This window comes from Streptomyces sp. MJM8645 (genome assembly GCF_001625365.1).
Lineage (GTDB): Bacteria > Actinomycetota > Actinomycetes > Streptomycetales > Streptomycetaceae > Kitasatospora.
The window spans coordinates 2,916,640-2,932,918 of the sequence record NZ_LJJF01000001.1 but is presented as its reverse complement, the minus strand read 5'-3'; the positions used below and the strand labels follow the sequence as shown (position 1 = coordinate 2,932,918).

At 72.1% G+C, this 16,279-nt stretch carries 17 protein-coding genes and 1 riboswitch; of the genes, 3 read left to right on the top strand and 14 right to left on the bottom strand.

The window, feature by feature from the left end:
- Positions 1-23 precede the first annotated feature (23 nt).
- From A6F73_RS12420 to sodN, 7 genes are all read right to left on the bottom strand, one after another.
- Positions 24-1,034 carry an RNA polymerase sigma factor SigF gene (locus tag A6F73_RS12420; RefSeq protein WP_244293368.1) on the bottom strand — a complete coding sequence of 337 codons (1,011 nt, stop codon included), beginning with the start codon at positions 1,032-1,034 and terminating at the stop codon, positions 24-26.
- A gap of 159 nt (positions 1,035-1,193) precedes the next feature.
- Positions 1,194-1,604, bottom strand: a complete 411-nt coding sequence (locus tag A6F73_RS12415; protein ID WP_063347857.1) for a hypothetical protein — start codon at positions 1,602-1,604, stop codon at positions 1,194-1,196.
- Positions 1,605-1,853: 249 nt separating this feature from the next.
- Positions 1,854-2,333 carry a GNAT family N-acetyltransferase gene (locus A6F73_RS12410; RefSeq protein WP_063347856.1) on the bottom strand — a complete coding sequence of 160 codons (480 nt, stop codon included), beginning with the start codon at positions 2,331-2,333 and terminating at the stop codon, positions 1,854-1,856.
- A gap of 71 nt (positions 2,334-2,404) precedes the next feature.
- Positions 2,405-3,400 carry an ABC transporter substrate-binding protein gene (locus A6F73_RS12405; RefSeq protein ID WP_063347855.1) on the bottom strand — a complete coding sequence of 332 codons (996 nt, stop codon included), beginning with the start codon at positions 3,398-3,400 and terminating at the stop codon, positions 2,405-2,407.
- A 22-nt stretch (positions 3,401-3,422) separates the two neighbouring features.
- Entirely contained in the window at positions 3,423-4,352 is a 930-nt protein-coding gene (locus tag A6F73_RS39285) for an ABC transporter ATP-binding protein (RefSeq protein WP_079135628.1), read from the bottom strand.
- Entirely contained in the window at positions 4,352-5,434 is a 1,083-nt protein-coding gene (locus A6F73_RS12390; protein WP_063347854.1) for an iron ABC transporter permease, read from the bottom strand. The genes A6F73_RS39285 and A6F73_RS12390 overlap by 1 nt, the downstream gene beginning before the upstream one ends.
- An 89-nt stretch (positions 5,435-5,523) precedes the next feature.
- A riboswitch (cobalamin riboswitch) is annotated at positions 5,524-5,663 on the bottom strand.
- 88 nt (positions 5,664-5,751) lie between these two features.
- Positions 5,752-6,147 carry a superoxide dismutase, Ni gene (gene sodN, locus A6F73_RS12385; protein ID WP_063347853.1) on the bottom strand — a complete coding sequence of 132 codons (396 nt, stop codon included), beginning with the start codon at positions 6,145-6,147 and terminating at the stop codon, positions 5,752-5,754.
- A 310-nt stretch (positions 6,148-6,457) separates the two neighbouring features.
- Between sodN and sodX the strand changes: the two genes are divergently transcribed.
- Positions 6,458-6,820 (top strand): nickel-type superoxide dismutase maturation protease, encoded by a 363-nt coding sequence (gene sodX / locus A6F73_RS12380; RefSeq protein ID WP_079136256.1) that lies wholly within the window; start codon positions 6,458-6,460, stop codon positions 6,818-6,820.
- Positions 6,821-6,852: 32 nt separating this feature from the next.
- Here the strand turns inward: sodX and A6F73_RS12375 are convergent, their stop codons facing one another.
- The 4 genes from A6F73_RS12375 to A6F73_RS12360 form a co-directional block, all read right to left on the bottom strand.
- Positions 6,853-7,443, bottom strand: a complete 591-nt coding sequence (locus A6F73_RS12375; RefSeq protein ID WP_063347852.1) for a CGNR zinc finger domain-containing protein — start codon at positions 7,441-7,443, stop codon at positions 6,853-6,855.
- A 113-nt stretch (positions 7,444-7,556) separates the two neighbouring features.
- A complete protein-coding gene (locus A6F73_RS12370; RefSeq protein WP_063347851.1) occupies positions 7,557-8,354 on the bottom strand; it encodes an amino acid ABC transporter ATP-binding protein in 798 nt (265 codons plus the stop codon).
- Positions 8,351-9,325, bottom strand: coding sequence for an amino acid ABC transporter permease (locus A6F73_RS12365; protein ID WP_063347850.1), 975 nt, complete (start codon positions 9,323-9,325; stop codon positions 8,351-8,353). The genes A6F73_RS12370 and A6F73_RS12365 overlap by 4 nt, the downstream gene beginning before the upstream one ends.
- A gap of 37 nt (positions 9,326-9,362) precedes the next feature.
- On the bottom strand, positions 9,363-10,292 hold the full coding sequence (locus A6F73_RS12360; protein ID WP_063347849.1) for an ABC transporter substrate-binding protein: 930 nt from the start codon (positions 10,290-10,292) through the stop codon (positions 9,363-9,365).
- A 1,008-nt stretch (positions 10,293-11,300) separates the two neighbouring features.
- Here A6F73_RS12360 and A6F73_RS12355 point away from each other — a divergent pair.
- Together A6F73_RS12355 and A6F73_RS12350 are read left to right on the top strand one after the other, a co-directional pair.
- Positions 11,301-12,494: an NADP-dependent malic enzyme gene (locus A6F73_RS12355; RefSeq protein WP_063347848.1), complete on the top strand. Its 1,194-nt coding sequence runs from the start codon at positions 11,301-11,303 to the stop codon at positions 12,492-12,494.
- A 124-nt stretch (positions 12,495-12,618) separates the two neighbouring features.
- A complete protein-coding gene (locus A6F73_RS12350) occupies positions 12,619-13,581 on the top strand; it encodes a zinc-binding dehydrogenase (protein WP_063347847.1) in 963 nt (320 codons plus the stop codon).
- A 240-nt stretch (positions 13,582-13,821) separates the two neighbouring features.
- Here the strand turns inward: A6F73_RS12350 and A6F73_RS12345 are convergent, their stop codons facing one another.
- The 3 genes from A6F73_RS12345 to A6F73_RS12335 all read right to left on the bottom strand — a co-directional run bounded on the left by A6F73_RS12345 (position 13,822) and on the right by A6F73_RS12335 (position 16,168).
- Complete coding sequence (locus A6F73_RS12345) at positions 13,822-14,853, bottom strand: PadR family transcriptional regulator (protein WP_063347846.1); 1,032 nt, start codon at positions 14,851-14,853, stop codon at positions 13,822-13,824.
- Between the two features lies 1 nt (position 14,854).
- Positions 14,855-15,763, bottom strand: a complete 909-nt coding sequence (locus A6F73_RS12340; protein ID WP_063347845.1) for a DUF4097 family beta strand repeat-containing protein — start codon at positions 15,761-15,763, stop codon at positions 14,855-14,857.
- Positions 15,764-15,988: 225 nt separating this feature from the next.
- Positions 15,989-16,168, bottom strand: coding sequence for a DUF6104 family protein (locus tag A6F73_RS12335; RefSeq protein ID WP_063347844.1), 180 nt, complete (start codon positions 16,166-16,168; stop codon positions 15,989-15,991).
- Between the last annotated feature and the right edge of the window lie 111 nt (positions 16,169-16,279).

Genomic DNA, 16,279 nt, shown 5'->3' with positions numbered 1-16,279 from the left:
CGCCGGTTGAGCGGCCGTCAGTCCTACTCCTCCACCAGGAGCTTCTCCCGCAGCTGGGTCAAGGTCCGGGCCAGCAGGCGGGACACGTGCATCTGGGAGATCCCCACCTCGGCGGCGATCTGCGACTGTGTCATGTTCCGGAAGAACCGCAGCACCAGGATCTTCTGCTCCCGGGGCGGCAGTTGGGCCAGCAGCGGCTTGAGCGACTCGCGGTACTCGACGCCCTCCAGCGCCTCGTCGGTGGCGCCGAGGGTGTCCGCCACGGCCGGCGACTCGTCGTCGCTGTCCGGGACGTCCAGGGACAGCGTGGAGTACGCGTTGGCGGACTCCAGGCCCTCCAGGACGTCCTCCTCGGAGATCCCCAGGTGCTCGGCGAGCTCGTGCACCGTGGGGGAGCGCCCGTGCCGCTGGGAGAGCTCGCTGGTCGCCGTGGTGAGCGACAGCCGCAGCTCCTGGAGGCGGCGCGGCACCCGGACCGCCCAGCCCTTGTCGCGGAAGTGCCGTTTGATCTCGCCGACGATGGTCGGCGTGGCGTAGGTGGAGAACTCGACCCCGCGCTCGTGGTCGAAGCGGTCCACCGACTTGATCAGGCCGATGGTGGCGACCTGGGTCAGGTCGTCCAGCGGCTCGCCCCGGTTGCGGAACCGCCGGGCCAGGTGCTCGACCAGCGGGATGTGCATCCGCACCAGCTGGTTGCGCAGCTCGACGCGCTCCGGGGAGCCGTCGGGCAGCGCGGACAGCCGGACGAACAGCGCGCGGGCCGCCTCCCGGTCCGGTGCGCCCGAGCGGTGCGGGGCCGGGGCCGGGGCCGGCGCCTGGACGGGCACCGCGGTGCGCAGGTCCGCGGCCTCGTCCGCCGGATCGGACGGGGGCGGGGATGCGGGCGACGGTTCAGACGTCGGCTCGGTCGGGTGGCTCATCCGGTGGGCGTCCTTCGGGTGCGCATCGTCGTTGGCGGCGAGGCCAGGAACGCTCGCCTGGGTCGGTACGGCAGGTCCCGCCGTCGCGAGGCCGGTACGGTCCAGATCACTCACGGCCATTCCCCCGTTCCGTTCCGGGAGCACCGGGGCCCTCGGGCCCCGGCATCGTCTCGTTGGTCGTACCGCGTGGGGGGCGGTACCGGGCGCCGCCCGCCCGGCCCCTGATCGGGGACCGGGCGGACGGCCCTTGTGCGGTGCTGGTCGACGCCCCGGCTAGTGGGCGACGGGGCCGCCGCGCTTCTTGTGCAGGCTGATCGACACGGTCTTGTCCTCGCCGACCGAGGAGTCGACCTCGCCGGCCAGGGCGGAGAGCACCGTCCAGGCGAAGGTGTCCCGTTCGGGCGCCTTCCCGTCGGTGGTGGGGGCGGTGACGGTCACCTTCAGCGAGTCGCCGACCAGCCGGAACTCGCAGGTCAGGACGGAGCCTGGCACCGCCTGCTGGAGCAGGATGGCGCAGGCCTCGTCGACCGCGATCCGCAGGTCCTCGATCTCGTCGAGGGTGAAGTCGAGCCGTGCCGCCAGGCCGGCCGTCGCTGTTCGCAGGACCGAGAGGTAGGCACCCGCCGCGGGCAGCCGGACCTCCACGAAGTCCTGCACTCCGGGCTCGCCGTCGATCTGGGACACCCTCACCTCCTGGGTGACGCGCTGTGCTTCCGGGCCGGTGGCCGCGGCACTGTCTGTTGCTTGGCTCAACTGCTTCGCCCCAACTGTCCAGAGGGGTGGTGCGGTACGTACCGGTCATACCCTTCGCGGGGCGACCGGACGCCGCGTATCCGCCTGAGACCTTACCGCCTTCCGCACGCCGGCCGGGGCTCGGGAGTCACTCATGGTAAGCCATCGCGACGCAGGGTGGCAGGGGTTCGGACGGTCCGTTCAGTGACCGCCGCCGGCGGCGGCGAGCGCCTCGCCGGTGAGCCGGTAGACGGTCCAGCCGTCCATCGGCACCGCGCCGAGGGACTTGTAGAAGTCGATCGAGGGCGTGTTCCAGTCGAGCACCGACCACTCCACCCGCGCGTAGCCGCGCTCGACGGCGATCCGCGCCAGTTCCAGCAGCAGCGCCTTGCCGTGGCCGCCGCCGCGGGACTGCGGGCGGACGTACAGGTCCTCCAGGTAGATCCCGTGGGTGCCGCGCCAGGTCGAGAAGTTGAGGAACCAGACCGCGAAGCCGACCGGCTCGCCGGTGGCGTCGTCCTCGGCGATCAGGCCGAACAGCGCCGGGTTGGCGCCGAACAGGGCGTCGCGCAGCTGCTCCTCGGTGGCCACGGCCTCCTGCGGGGCCTTCTCGTACTCCGCGAGCTCGCGGATCAGGGCGAGGATGACGGGAACGTCGGTCACGACGGCGGTGCGGATCATGCCGCGAGCCTACTGCGCGCCCCCGCCTGCGGCCCAGGCCCTGATCGGGGCCCGGGCCGGGGGCGGGCGGGTCAGCGGGCCGGGACGGTGCGCAGGTAGTCGGCCAGCGCGGTGATCGCGGCCGGGTTGCGCGGGCTCTCCACCAGGTCGACGTAGTCCAGGACGAAGATCCGGTCGTTCCTGACCGCCGAGACGCCGGCCAGCGGCGGGAAGGACTTCAGGAAGGCGCGCTTGGCGTCGGCGCCGGTCTCGCCGTAGTTGTTGATCAGGATCACCTCGGGGTCGCGCTGGACCACGCTCTCCCAGCCGACGGTGACCCAGGTGTCCGCGAGGTCGCCCATCACGTTGGCCCCGCCGGCCTTGGCGATGATCTCGTCGGCCGCGGCGAACTTCCCGGCGGTGTACGGCTTGTCCTGCCCGCTGTCGTACAGGAACACGGACGGCCGGCGCTCGGGCTGTGGGGCGGCGGCGACCTGCGCCTTGAAACCGGCGACCAGCTTGTCCGCCCGGTCGCGGACGTCGAAGATCTCGCCGAGGTTGGCCAGGTCGGTGTAGAGCGCGTCCAACGGGGACATCACGCCGCGCTCGGTGCCCTTGCCGCTGCGGCAGGACTCGCTGAGCACGTACGAGGGGATGCCGAGGTCCCCCAGCGCCTTCGGGGTGAAGCCGCGGCCCTCGTCGAAGCCGTAGTGCCAGCCGGCGAAGACCAGGTCGGCCTTGGCGCCCAGCACGATCTCCTTGGTGATCTCCTTCTTGGAGAGCCACGCGGTCTGCTGGTAGCCGTCCTTCCAGGCGACCTGGTCGACCCGGCCCTTGTCGTCGGGCATCACGTAGCCGGCCATCCGGTCGGCCAGGCCGAGGGCGAGCATCAGCTCGGTGATGCCGACGTCGTTGGTCACCGTCCGGACGGGCTTCTGCGGGAAGGTGAGCTTGGTGCCGCAGTTCTCCACGGTCACCGGGTAGTGGGCGGAGGCGGCGGTGGCGTCGCCGCTCGGGGCGATCTCGGCGCCGCAGGCGGTGAGCCCGAGGGTGAGCAGGGCGGTGATGGCAACGGCCTTGGTGCGCACGGGGGTTCCTTCGGGGGGTGGGTCAGATCCGGTCGAAGAGCAGTTGGACGGCGCCGGTCACCGGGTGCCGGACGGGGGTGGCCCGGACGCCGAACACCTCGGCCAGCAGGGCGGGTCGGAGCACCTCGGCGGGCGACCCCGAGGCGACGATCCGGCCGGCTTGCAGCACGTACAGCAGGTCGCAGTGGCCGGCCGCCAGGTTGAGGTCGTGCAGCGCGGTGAGCACCGTCGGCCCGGCCTCCCGGACCAGCGCCAGCACGTCCAACTGGTGGGCGATGTCCAGGTGGTTGGTGGGCTCGTCCAGCACCAGCAGCCGGGGCTCCTGGACCAGCGCGCGGGCGATCAGCACCCGCTGCTTCTCGCCGCCGGACAGGCTCAGGAAGCCCCGCCCGGCCAACTGCTCGACGCCGACCTTGCGCAGCGCCTCGGTGCAGCGCGCGTGGTCGTCCGCGCCCGGGCCGCCCAGGTCCTGTCCGGTCGATCTTGGCGGATCAGCCCGCGGCGTTGGGCGCCCGGCTGAGCGTGCGCCCGGATCGTCCTCGTACTGGGCCGTACTTGGGTGATCCGGGGGTGCGGTCAGGCGGGATGCCCGGCGTCGCGGGCCCGGCAAGATCGGCCGGACAGGACCCAGGCCGCGCCGGTGCGGCAGCCGGCCCATGGCGACCACCTCGGCCACCGTGAAGTCGAACTCGGCGGAGTGCTCCTGGGGGAGCGCGGCCACCCGCCGGGCGGCCTCGCGCGCGGTCAGCGCGTGCAGGTCCGTGCCGTCCAGCAGGACGGCCCCGGCTGCCGGCCGCAGCGCCCGGTAGACGCAGCGCAGCAGCGTCGACTTGCCGCTGCCGTTCGGTCCGATCAGTCCGACCACCTGCCCGGCGGCGGCGTCCAGGGCGACGTCGTGGACCAGCCGGGCACCGGCCAGCTCGACCGAGACGGAGTCCAGGGCGAGATCCATCAGCGGCCTCCGAAGGAATAGCCGCGACGGCGCATCAGCAGCAGGAAACAGGGCACCCCGAGCACCGCGGTGACCACCCCGACCGGCAGTTCGGCGGGCGCCAGCAGGGTGCGCGAGACGATGTCCACCCAGACCAGCAGCAGCGCCCCGGCGAGCGGCGCGACCAGCAGCACCCGGCGGTGCCCGGCGCCGACCAGCATCCGGGCCAGGTGCGGCACCATCAGCCCGACGAAGCCGATCGCCCCGCTGACGGCCACCACCGTGCCGGTGACGGCGGCGGTCACCACGAACAGCTCGCGGCGCAGCCGGTCCGGGTCCACGCCCAGCGAGGCGGCCGTCTCGTCGCCCATGGCGAGCGCGTCCAGCCGGCCGGCGGCGCAGGCCAGGTACGCCAGGCCGGCCAGCACGGTGGCGGCGGCGATCGGCACCGAGCCCCAGGTGGCGCCGCCGAGGCTGCCGAGCAGCCACATCATGGCGTCCCGGGCGGCCTCGCCGCGGGCGGCCGCGAAGACCATCAGCGCGGTGACGGCGGAGAAGCCGTAGGAGAGCGCGGTGCCGGTGAGCACCAGCCGCAGCGGGGTGAGCCCGTAGGCCGTCCGCGCCGCGAGGTAGACCAGCACCATGGCGACCAGCGCGGAGCCGAACGCGGAGGCCGAGATCGCCCACACCCCGAGCGAGGCGAAGGCGCCGAGCAGCAGCACCGCGTTGGCGCCGACGGCCGCGCCGGAGGAGATGCCGAGCACGAACGGGTCGGCCAGCGCGTTGCGCACCAGGGCCTGGACGGCGACCCCGGTGGCGGCCAGCCCGGCGCCGACCACGGCGGCCAGCACGGCGCGCGGCAGCCGGATCTCCCAGACGATCGCGTAGGCGGCGGCCTCCTCCGCCTCCAGCCGTCCGCCCGTCAGCCCGGCGGCCAGCAGCCGCAGGACGCGGGGCAGGCCGATCCCGGAGGCGCCCAGCGCCACGCCGCAGAGCAGCGAGAGCAGCAGGGCGGCGGCCAGGCCGACGGCGAGCGGGAGGGCGGGTATTCGGCGGGCGGGCGGGCTCGTTGCGCCACTGCCCGCGGCTGCGGTGCTGCTCACGGTGCGCCTTGCCTCGGGCCGCGGGTGCGCGGGGGCGGCACCGGTCGGGCGCGGGCCCGGGCGCCATCCCCTCGCAGTCCACGGCGAGTTGTCGGGAGTTCAGCGGCCGGGGGCGATCGGGCTGGCGCGGCCCCGAAGGCCGTGCTCACCGTTGCGGGTCAGCGCCGGATTCACACCGGACTTCCCCCTCGGACGCCCTGGCAGCATAACAGCCACTCAGGCTAGGCAACCCTTACCGGGCTCGGATGGGGCGTGAACGCACGACCGCCCCCGTCCGGGCTCGCGGACGGGGGCGGTCGGGTGGCGACGCGTCAGGCTCAGGCCTGCTTGGTCTCCCAGAAGATCTTGTCGACCTCGGCGATCAGGTCCAGCAGGGCCTGGCCGGTGGCGGGGTCGGTGGACGCCTTGGCGGCCGAGGCGGCCTTCAGGGTGTCGTTGATCAGCTGGTGCAGCTGCGGGTACTTCTCGAAGTGCGGGGCCTTGAAGTAGTCGCTCCACAGCACCGAGATGTGGTGCTTGACGGCCTCGGCACGCTGCTCCTTGATGATCAGGGCGCGGGTGCGGAAAGCCGGGTCCTCGTTGGCCTGGTACTTCTCCTGGGTGCCCTTGACCGACTCGGCCTCGATCCGGGCCTGCGCCGGGTCGTACACGCCGCAGGGCAGGTCACAGTGGGCGTGGGCGGTGGCGCGCGGTGCAAACAGACGAGAGAACATGGGAGTCCTTCCTTAGATCGTCTTCCCGCGCCCGAGATTACCCTTCCGCCCCCGGGGTTTCGCGATCGGGCGGTGGGCCTAGGGCAAAAGGCGGACCCGGAACCGGGGTAATCCGGACATCGAACGGATCGAACGGGGTGACGGTCCGTACGGCAGACTGGGACCGGGCGGTCCGGGAGGAGGAGTCGTGGCGCGGAGCACGGAACCAGCGGGCACGGAACCAGCGGGCACGGAACCAGCGGGCACGGAACCCCGGGGGCGGGGCGGCGGCGCGGTGCCGTTCGGGCTGGTCGACGTGGCGGGCCCGTCGATGGTCCCGACCCTGCGCGAGGGCGACCAGTTGCTGGTGCGCTACGGCGCGCCGATCCGGCCCGGCGCGGTGGTGCTCTTCCGGCACCCCTTCCAGCAGGACCTGCTGGTGGTGAAGCGGGCCGCCGAGCGGCGTCCGAGGGGCTGGTGGCTGCTGTCCGACAACCGGCCGGTGGACAGCGACAGCCGCAGCTACGGCCCGGTCCCGGACGAACTGGTGCTCGGCCGGGTGCTGCTGCGGCTGCGCCCGCGCCCGGCCTGGCTGGCGCCGGGGCGGCGGCTGGAGCGGCTGCTGCTGAGCACCCGGCTGGCCCGGGTGCCGGGCCTGGCCCGCCGCCTGGGCGTCTGGGCGGAGCAGCTCTGACCCCCTGGGCCCTGCCGGGGACCTGGCCGGGCCTAGCCGGCGGCGCCGAGTGCCGCGGCCTCGGCCTCCTGGCGCTTGCGGGCCCGGTACGCGGCGACGTTGGCGCGGGTCGCGCAGCGGTCCGAGCAGTAGCGGCGGGAGCGGTTGGTCGAGGTGTCCAGGTAGGCGTTGCGGCAGGGCGCGGCCTGGCAGATGCCGAGCCGGTCGGCGCCCAGCTCGGTCAGGTGGACGGCCAGGCCCATGCAGGCGACCGCGCTGAAGTGCGCGGTGGCGGTCGGCGAGTTGTCGGCCAGGTGCAGGTGCCAGCGCGGCCGGCCGGCGTCGTCCAGGTAGTCGTGCCCGGAGACCAGCGGGCTGACCGGGTACTCCATCAGCAGGCTGTTCAGCAGGTCGACGCCCCGGATCTCGTCGCCCTCGGCGGCGGCCTCGAAGACCCCGCGCAGCCTGGTCCGCACCGCCCGCAGCCGGGGCAGGTCGGACTCGTCGGCCTGTGCGGCGGCCCGCGAGGAGTCGGAGAACAGGCCGCGCACCGCGTCCACGGACGTCAGCGTGTCGGTGCCGCGTTCGGGCTCCTCGGTGTTCACCAGCCGAACGGCGAGATCGGCGTACGAGGCGAGCTCCACGGAGGTCCTTCCAAAAGGTCGGTAACGGGCTGATTGCGTCCAGCCTATTACCTGGGTGGGGAAAACGTCGGCGCCCGGCAGGAGCAGCCTGCCGGGCGCCGGTCGGTACGGTTCTACAGCACCTTGGAGAGGAAGGCGCGGGTGCGCTCGTGCCGGGGGTCGGTGAGCACCTCGCGGGGGTTGCCGGACTCGACCACCACACCGCCGTCCATGAACACCAGCGCGTCGCCGACCTCGCGGGCGAAGCCCATCTCGTGGGTGACGACCACCATGGTCATGCCCTCCTCGGCGAGGCCGCGCATGACGTCGAGGACGTCGCCGACCAGTTCGGGGTCGAGCGCCGAGGTGGGCTCGTCGAACAGCATCAGCTTGGGCTTCATGGCCAGCGCGCGGGCGATCGCGACGCGCTGCTGCTGGCCGCCGGAGAGCTGGGAGGGGTAGTTCTTCGCCTTGTCGGCGAGGCCGACCCGCTCCAGCAGGACCATCGCCCGCTCCCGGGCGGCGGCCTTGCTCTCGCCCTTGACCTGGACCGGGGCCTCCATGACGTTCTCGACGGCCGTCATGTGCGGGAACAGGTTGAAGCGCTGGAAGACCATGCCGATGTCGCGCCGCTTGACGGCGACCTCGCGGTCCTTGAGCTCGTAGAGCTTGTCGCCCTTCTGCTGGTAGCCGACCAGTTCGCCGTCCACCCAGAGGCGTCCGCCGTTGATCTTCTCCAGGTGGTTGATGCACCGCAGGAAGGTCGACTTGCCGGAGCCGGAGGGGCCGATCAGGCAGAACACCTCGCCCTGCTTGACCTCCAGGTCGATGCCCTTGAGCACGTGCACGGAGCCGTAGGACTTGTGGACGCTCTCGGCGCGCACCATCGGCTGCCCGGTGGCGGCGGCCGGGGTCTTGCTCAGGCCGGTCATACGTGACCACCTCCCTCAAGCCCCGGGACGACGTCGGCGCCGGTCTTCGGGGCGGGCTTCCCGGCGAACAGGCCCCGCAGCCGCTGCACCGGGGTGGGCGGGAGGGTCCGGTTGGAGCCGCGGGCGTAGTAGCGCTCGATGTAGTACTGGCCGATGGTCAGCAGCGAGGTGAAGAACAGGTACCAGAGGCTGACCACGATCAGCAGCGGGATGTTCTGGTAGTTCCGGGAGTAGATGACCTGACCGGCCCGGAAGATCTCCTCCAGGGAGATCACGCTGACCAGCGAGGTGGTCTTGAGCATCGAGATGGTCTCGTTGCCGGTCGGCGGGATGATCACCCGCATGGCCTGGGGCAGGACGATCCGGCGCATGGTCTGGAACCGGCTCATGCCGAGCGCGTGGGCGGCCTCGGTCTGGCCCTCGTCCACCGACTGGATGCCGCCGCGGACGATCTCCGCCATGTAGGCGGCCTCGTTGAGGCCGAGGCCCAGCAGGGCGGCGACGAAGGTCGGGATCAGGACGTTGGTGTCCGCGGACCAGAACTCCGGCCCCCACGGGACGCCGATCGACAGCTTGGCCCAGATCAGGCCGAGGAAGTTCCAGAACACCAGCTGCACCAGCACCGGGGTGCCGCGGAAGACCCAGATGTACATCCAGGCGGTGCCGGAGAGCAGGGGGTTCGGGGACAGGCGCATCACGGCGAGGACGATGCCGCCGATCACGCCCATCAGCATGGAGAGGACGGTCAGTTCCAGTGTGACGACCATGCCGTGCACGATGCTGTCGTGGAACAGGTACTGCCCGACGATGTCCCACTTGAAAGCGGGGTTGGTGAAGAGGGCGCTCAGCAGCATCGCCGCAAGCAGGGCGATGACGACGGCGCCCACCCAGCGTCCGGGGTGGCGGACCGGGACGGCCTTGATGGTCTCAGGCCGTCCCTCCTCCGCCTTCCCCTTGTCCAGAGAGTTCACGGTGTGGCCTCGGGGGAGAGATGGAGCAGGCGGACGGTCAGTTCACGGCGCCGTTGACGGTCGACTTGTCGAGGGCGCCGGACTCGACGCCCCACTTGGTGAGGATCTGCTTGTAGGTGCCGTCGTCGATCAGCGACTGGACGGCGCCCTGGATCGCGGGGGTGAGCTTGGAGCCCTTGGCGACGGCGACGCCGTAGGGGGCCACGCCGTAGGTGGAGCCGAGCTTCTCCAGCTGGCCGCCAGCCTGCTTGATCGCGTAGTCGACGACCTGGGAGTCGGCCATCATGGCCTGGTCGCGGCCGGAGACGACGGCGTTGGTGACGTCCGTCTGGAGGTCGAACTTGTCGCCGTCGTTCTGGATGCCCGGCTTCCCGTTCTTGGCGCAGTCCGGGTTGCGGGTGTCCTTGATCTCGTCGGCCTGGGTGGTGCCGGTCTGGACGGCGACCTTCTTGCCGCACAGGTCGTTGGGGTCGACCTTGTCGGGGTTGCCCTTCTTGACCGCGATGGCGCTGCCGGAGTTGAAGTAGGTCACCATGTCGACGACCTGCTCGCGCTCCTTGTTGTCCGTGAAGGACGACATGCCGAGCTGGAACTTGTTCGACTGGATGCCGGGGATGATCGCGGTGAAGCCGGAGTCCTGGACGTCGGCCTTCAGCCCGAGCTTGGCCGCGATGGCGTTGGCCAGGTCCACGTCCATGCCGATGACCTTGCCGCTGTCGTCCTTGAACTCGTCCGGCGCGTACGAGGCGTCCGCGCCGACCAGGAGCTTGCCGGAGGACTTGACGTCGGCGGGGACGAGGGCGGCGAGCTTGTCGTCGGCCTTGACCGCGTTGACGGTCGCGGAGGCGTTGGGCGCGCCGCTGCCGCCGTCGCTCTTGCTGCTGCTGCAGCCGGTCAGGACGAGGGTGACGGAGGCGGCAACCGCGCCGGCCGCGAGAAGCCGGGTGCGCTGGGTACGGGCGGTCATGAGGGGGATCTCCTCCTGAGGGAGAGGGCGGGCGGAGCGCGCCGCGGGGGGCGGCACACCGGGGCGGCAGGTTCGTACGGCGCTGTACGGGTGTATTTCGCTGTACGTCGTCGTACGTGCAGGGCCGGGTGGTGCGGTGCCTGTGCGGACGGGCCGCCCAGGTTGCTACGGGGTACTGCTTCCGCCACCCTCCGCCGAGGTGGACGTCAAGCGAACCGCCTCGACCAGTGGCCGGCTCGATCCGAGATGGGGGGAATCCTGCCATCTGTGAACGGTCAGATGGCCCTCATCCAGATCAAAATCGGATAACGAGGGCCCGGGCTGTCCGCTATTCGGACTTATTCCGTGTTCCTGTCACTCCGTGCATAAGTATGCAGATCCCTCTGCCCGGTGCCCGGAGGCCCGCCGCCCCCGGCTCGGATGCCGCCGTCGACCACGGCGCAGGGACGTGCGGCCGCCACGGTGACGCGTGGGTGTACGCGAAATGGCGGACATGCGATCCGGCCATCCCGCACTCCCGGGCCCGGCAGCGGGTGTGTCAGAATTCGGTACCGGGTGACCCCCGAACGCTCGAACCAGACCGACGAGCCCCGACAGGCTCGGGGTGTCCGGGAACGGAAGTCATCACGTGGCTCCGTATCCGGGACGCCGACTCCCCAGCGCGTCTGCGTTCACTCCTGCGGGTGCGCGTGCCGCCATCACCGTTGCCGCCGCCGGAGCCCGGCGCTTCCGACGCCGGGCCCCAGTGACGCGACAGCTCGGCGATGAACTGCACGTGACGAGGACGAAAAGGCATAGGTGCGATGCCTTGGTCCGACCTACGCTCGGCCCGGAAGCACAACGCGGACCAACAAGACCCATAAAACCCTCATCCGAGGGCGCCGCCCGACGGCAGCGCCCCGACCCAGCCCCCGGGTCCGCTTCGGCGTACCCGGTTTCCGGTTTCCGGACGGGTCGTCCTGTCCGTCGGTCGCGCACCCTCGCCAGATCAATGACGAAGAGGTCATCGTGGCAGCGGAGATCATCAGCAGCACCCAGGACACCGTCGATCCGGTCGACGCCGTTTTCGCGCTCCACCGCGGCGGCAAGATGGAGATCAGGGCGACCGTCCCGGTGCGCGACGCGGACGACCTGTCCCTCGCCTACACGCCCGGTGTCGCCCGCGTCTGCACGGCCATCGCCGAGCAGCCGGAGCTGGTCAACGACTACACCTGGAAGTCCAACACCGTCGCCGTGGTCACCGACGGCACCGCCGTGCTGGGCCTCGGCGACATCGGCCCGGAGGCCTCCCTGCCCGTGATGGAGGGCAAGGCCATCCTGTTCAAGCAGTTCGGCGGCGTGGACGCGGTGCCGATCGCGCTCGCCTGCACCGAGGTCGACGAGATCGTCGAGACCGTGGTGCGGCTGGCGCCCTCCTTCGGCGGCGTCAACCTGGAGGACATCTCCGCCCCCCGCTGCTTCGAGATCGAGCGCCGGCTCCAGGAGGCCGTGGACATCCCGGTCTTCCACGACGACCAGCACGGCACCGCGATCGTCACCACCGCCGCCCTGTGGAACGCGGCCAAGGTGACCGGCCGTGAGATCGGCTCGCTGCGGGCCGTCATCTCCGGCGCCGGCGCGGCCGGCATCGCCATCGCCAAGATGCTGGTGGCGGCGGGCATCGGCGACGTCGCGGTCTGCGACCGCAAGGGCGTGGTGTACGACGGCCGCGGCGACCTCACCGACGTCAAGGCCGAGATCGCCGAACTGACCAACCGCACCGGCCTCAAGGGCACCCTGGCCGACGCGATGGCCGGCGCCGACGTGTTCATCGGCGTCTCCGGCGGCACCGTGCCGGAGGAGGTCGTCGCGACCATGGCCGCGGGCGCGTTCATCTTCGCGATGGCCAACCCCACCCCGGAGATCCACCCCGAGGTCGCACACAAGTACGCGGCGGTCGTCGCCACCGGGCGCAGCGACTTCCCGAACCAGATCAACAACGTGCTGGCCTTCCCCGGCATCTTCGCCGGCGCCCTCCAGGTGCGGGCCAGCCGGATCACCGAGGGCATGAAGCTGGCCGCCGCCAAGGCGCTGGCCGGTGTCGTCGCCGACGAGCTGACGCCGCAGAAGGTCATCCCCTCGCCGTTCGACGAGCGGGTCGCCCCGGCGGTCACCAAGGCCGTCGCCGAGGCCGCCCGGGCCGAGGGCGTGGCCCGGATCTGACGATCCGGGCGCTGCTGCCGGGCAGGCCCGGCGTGAGCGGCGCCGCCGACACGGCCGGGTCCGGGACACGCGTCACACCCGCGCGTGGTTCCCGGCCCCGGCCGGCGCGGCTATCGTCCGCAGCATGTTTGCTGCCTACGCCGCACGTATCGACGCCGATGACCCGCTCAGCGGACTGGAGTTGGGCGAACTCCCCGAGCCGCAGGCCCGCCCCGGATGGAGCGTGGTCACGGTCAGGGCCGCCAGCCTCAACCACCACGACCTGTGGTCGCTGCGCGGGGTCGGCCTGCCCGCCGGCCGACTGCCGATGATCCTCGGCTGCGACGCCGCCGGTGTCGACGAGCACGGCAACGAGGTCGTCCTCCACTCGGTGATCGGCCAGAGCGGCCACGGGGTCGGCCCGGACGAGCCCCGGTCCATCCTGACCGAGCGTTACCAGGGCACCTTCGCCCAGCAGGTGGCCGTGCCCACCTGGAACCTGCTGCCCAAGCCCGCCGAACTCAGCTTCGAAGAGGCCGCCTGCCTGCCCACGGCCTGGCTGACGGCCTACCGGATGCTGTTCACCAACGCCGGGGTCAAGCCCGGCGACACCGTCCTGGTGCAGGGCGCGGGCGGCGGCGTGGCGACCGCGCTGATCGTCCTCGGCAAGGCCGCCGGGCTGCGGGTCTGGGTCACCGGCCGGGACGAGGCCAAGCGCCGCCGGGCGGTCGAACTCGGCGCCGACGCCGCCTTCGAGAGCGGCGCCCGGCTGCCCGCCCGGGTGGACGCGGTGATGGAGACGGTCGGCGCCGCGACCTGGGCGCACTCGGTGAAGGCGCTGCGCCCGGGCGGCACCGTCGTCATCTCCGGTGCCACCTCCGGCCCCAACCCGAGCACCACCGAGCTGAACCGGATCTTCTTCCTGGAGCTCAAGGTGGTCGGCTCGACCATGGGCACCAAGGAGGAACTGGCCGGGCTGCTCTCGCTGTGCGCGACCACCGGCGTCCGACCGGTGATCGACTCGGTGCTGCCGCTGGCCGAGGCCCGGGACGGCTTCGCGCGGCTCGCCAAGGGCGACGTCTTCGGCAAGATCGTGCTGACGCCGTGACGCCGTGACGCCGTGACGCCGTGACGCCGTGACGCCGTGACGCCGTGACGCCGTGACGCCGTGACGCCGTGACGCCGTGACGCCGTGACGCCGTGACGCCGTGACGCCGTGACGCCGTGACGCCGTGACGCCGTGACGTCTTGTGATCCTGGCGCCGTGCGGCCCTGACGCGGACCGGCCCGGCACGCTCCGCCGAGCGTGTCGGGCCGGTGGTGGTCCGGTGGTCCGGCGGCCTGCCGGTCAGCCGAGCAGACGCTTCAGCCGCTCGCCGGCCGCGCCCAGCACCGAGCGGGCCTCGGCCAGCTTGTCGGTGCTCACGCCGCCGTCCCGGGCCGCGTCGCGGACCTGGTCGCGGAAGCGGTCGAGCAGCCGCTCCAGTTCGCGGGCCGGGTCGCCGGCCGGGTCGGTCCGCGCCCACGGCGGCAGGTCGGCCGGGGCGGTCGGGGTGGTCGGCTCGTCCTTGTCCAGGTCGATCCGGGTGACGGTGACCTCCTCGGCCGACCCGTCGGCCGGATGGCCCCAGCGGGCCGCGTCGGCCAGCCCGGACAGGCCCTTGGTCAGCTCGGCCAGGCCCTCGGCCAGGCCGGTCGGCCAGTCGCCCTTCGCGGCGTGCTCGCGCACCTGCTGCTCGACCCGGCGCTTGATCCGCAGCGCCTCCTGCTGCGCGGCCGTCCGCGAGGCCTTGGCCTGCTCGCGCAGCCTGCGGGCCTCCTCCTCGGCGGCCTTCGCCTTGGCCTTGGCGGCCTTCTCCTGCTCCCGGGCGCGCTTGGCCTGGTCCTTGGCCTGCCGCTTGAACTGGGCGAACTCCTCCTTGGCGCGCTGCCAGGACTCGTTGTCGCCCCACGGGCCGGACCACGGGTCCCCGCCCTCGGCGCGGTCCGGCCGGGGGGCCTGCCGGGCGGCCTGCCACAGCTCCTCGCGCAGGTCCTTGGCGCTGTCCCGGACGTCCTCGCGGATCGCCCCGGCCAACTGCGCAACGGAGTCGTGGATCTCCACTTCCAGGTCGTCCAACTCGCCCTGGCGGGCTTCCAGTTCGGCACGCCCGGCGTCGGTCAGCCGGTAGACCTTGCGGCCGCCCTCGGTGTTGTGGGCGACCAGGCCCTCCTGCTCCAGCTTGGCGAGCCGGGGGTAGACCGTCCCGGCGGAGGGCGCGTACAGGCCCTGGAAGCGCTCCTCCAGCAGGCGGATCACCTCGTAGCCGTGCCGCGGGGCCTCGTCGAGCAGCTTCAGCAGGTAGAGCCGGAGCCGGCCGTGGCCGAACACGGGCGTCATCTCACGCCTCCTTGGTGAGGTCGGGCTTGCCGAGTCCGGCCGGGAGCTCCTTGACGACCACCGGCGACTCGTCCTCGGGGTCGGGGCGGCGCAGCACGGTGACGCCGCCGGAGACGGTGGTCACGGCGAGGCTGCCCCGGCCGTCGCCGAGCTGGCCGGACAGGCGCTTGGCGCCCCAGCTGCCGCTGAGCTTGAGGCCGTCGAAGGTGCTGGAGATGTCGCCGCTGGTGGAGCCGGCCTCGACCTTGGCGTCGGCCAGCGAGGGGATCCGGATGACGACCGGGCCGCTGACGGTGGTGACCTTGACGTCGGCCGGGCTGGCGACGTCGAGGTCCAGGGTGACGGCGCCGGTGACGGCGTTGGCCTGGACCCGGTCGGCGGTGCCGGCGACGACGGTGAGCTGGCCGGAGACGGTGTTGACCTTGAGCTGGCCGGCCACCGACTGGGCGTCGACGTCGCCGGTGACGGTGTTGGCCTCGGTGCGGCCGGTCAGGCCGACCAGGGTGGCGTCGCCGCTGGCGCTCTGCACCGAGACGTGCCCGGTGATCCCGGAGACGGTGGCGTCGGCCGAGACGGTGCCGACCTTGACCTCGGCGTCGGCCGGGACGGTCAGGGTGACGCCGGCGACCCGCTTGCGCTTGAAGGAGCTGAAGAAGCCCTTGACCGCGTCGACCGACTTGAGCCGGTCGCCGAACTCGCCCCAGCTGTTGATGTCCTTGTAGGTGACCGTCAGGACGCCGTCCACCAGGGTCACGTGCAGCGGCTCGCCCTGGAGCTCGGTGACCTCCAGGCGGGCCGGGCCCTCGGCCGCCACCACGTTCACCGTGCCCTCGATGATCCGCACGTGCAGCGCCCGGACCGTCTCGTCGATGGTGATCCTCTCGGGCCCCTCGACCGTCCACTGGCTCATCTCTGCCGCCTCCCGTTGCCGATCGCGATGTATCGCGTTCTCTTTTAAAGACGATATATCGCGTGACGCGCAAGTCAAGCGTGCCGTCCCGGATCCCGCCCCTGAGCCGCCCCGGAGCGGCCCCCGAGGCGCCCCCTACGGGCGGGCGCGGATACGTGAGGGGCCCGGCAGGCGATCGCCTCCCGGGCCCCTCATCAGCGGTTCAGTGCAACGGCACCGCACCGGTCACTCGTCGTCCTCGTCGTCGAGCCGGGCCAGCCAGGTGGCCAGCCGCTCGACGGGGATCTCGAAGTCCGGGTTGAGGTCGACGAACTCGCGCAGTCGCTCGGCCAGCCACTCGAAGGTGACCTCCTCGTCGCCGCGCCGGTTCTGCAGCTCCTCGATGCCGCGGTCGGTGAAGTACACGGGTTCACTCCGGTCCGATGGGGATTGACCTGGTCAGGATAGTCGGGGACGCCCGCGGCCCCCGTCTCCCAGGGGAGGACGGGGGCCGCGGGCGTCGGTGCTCCAGCGCTT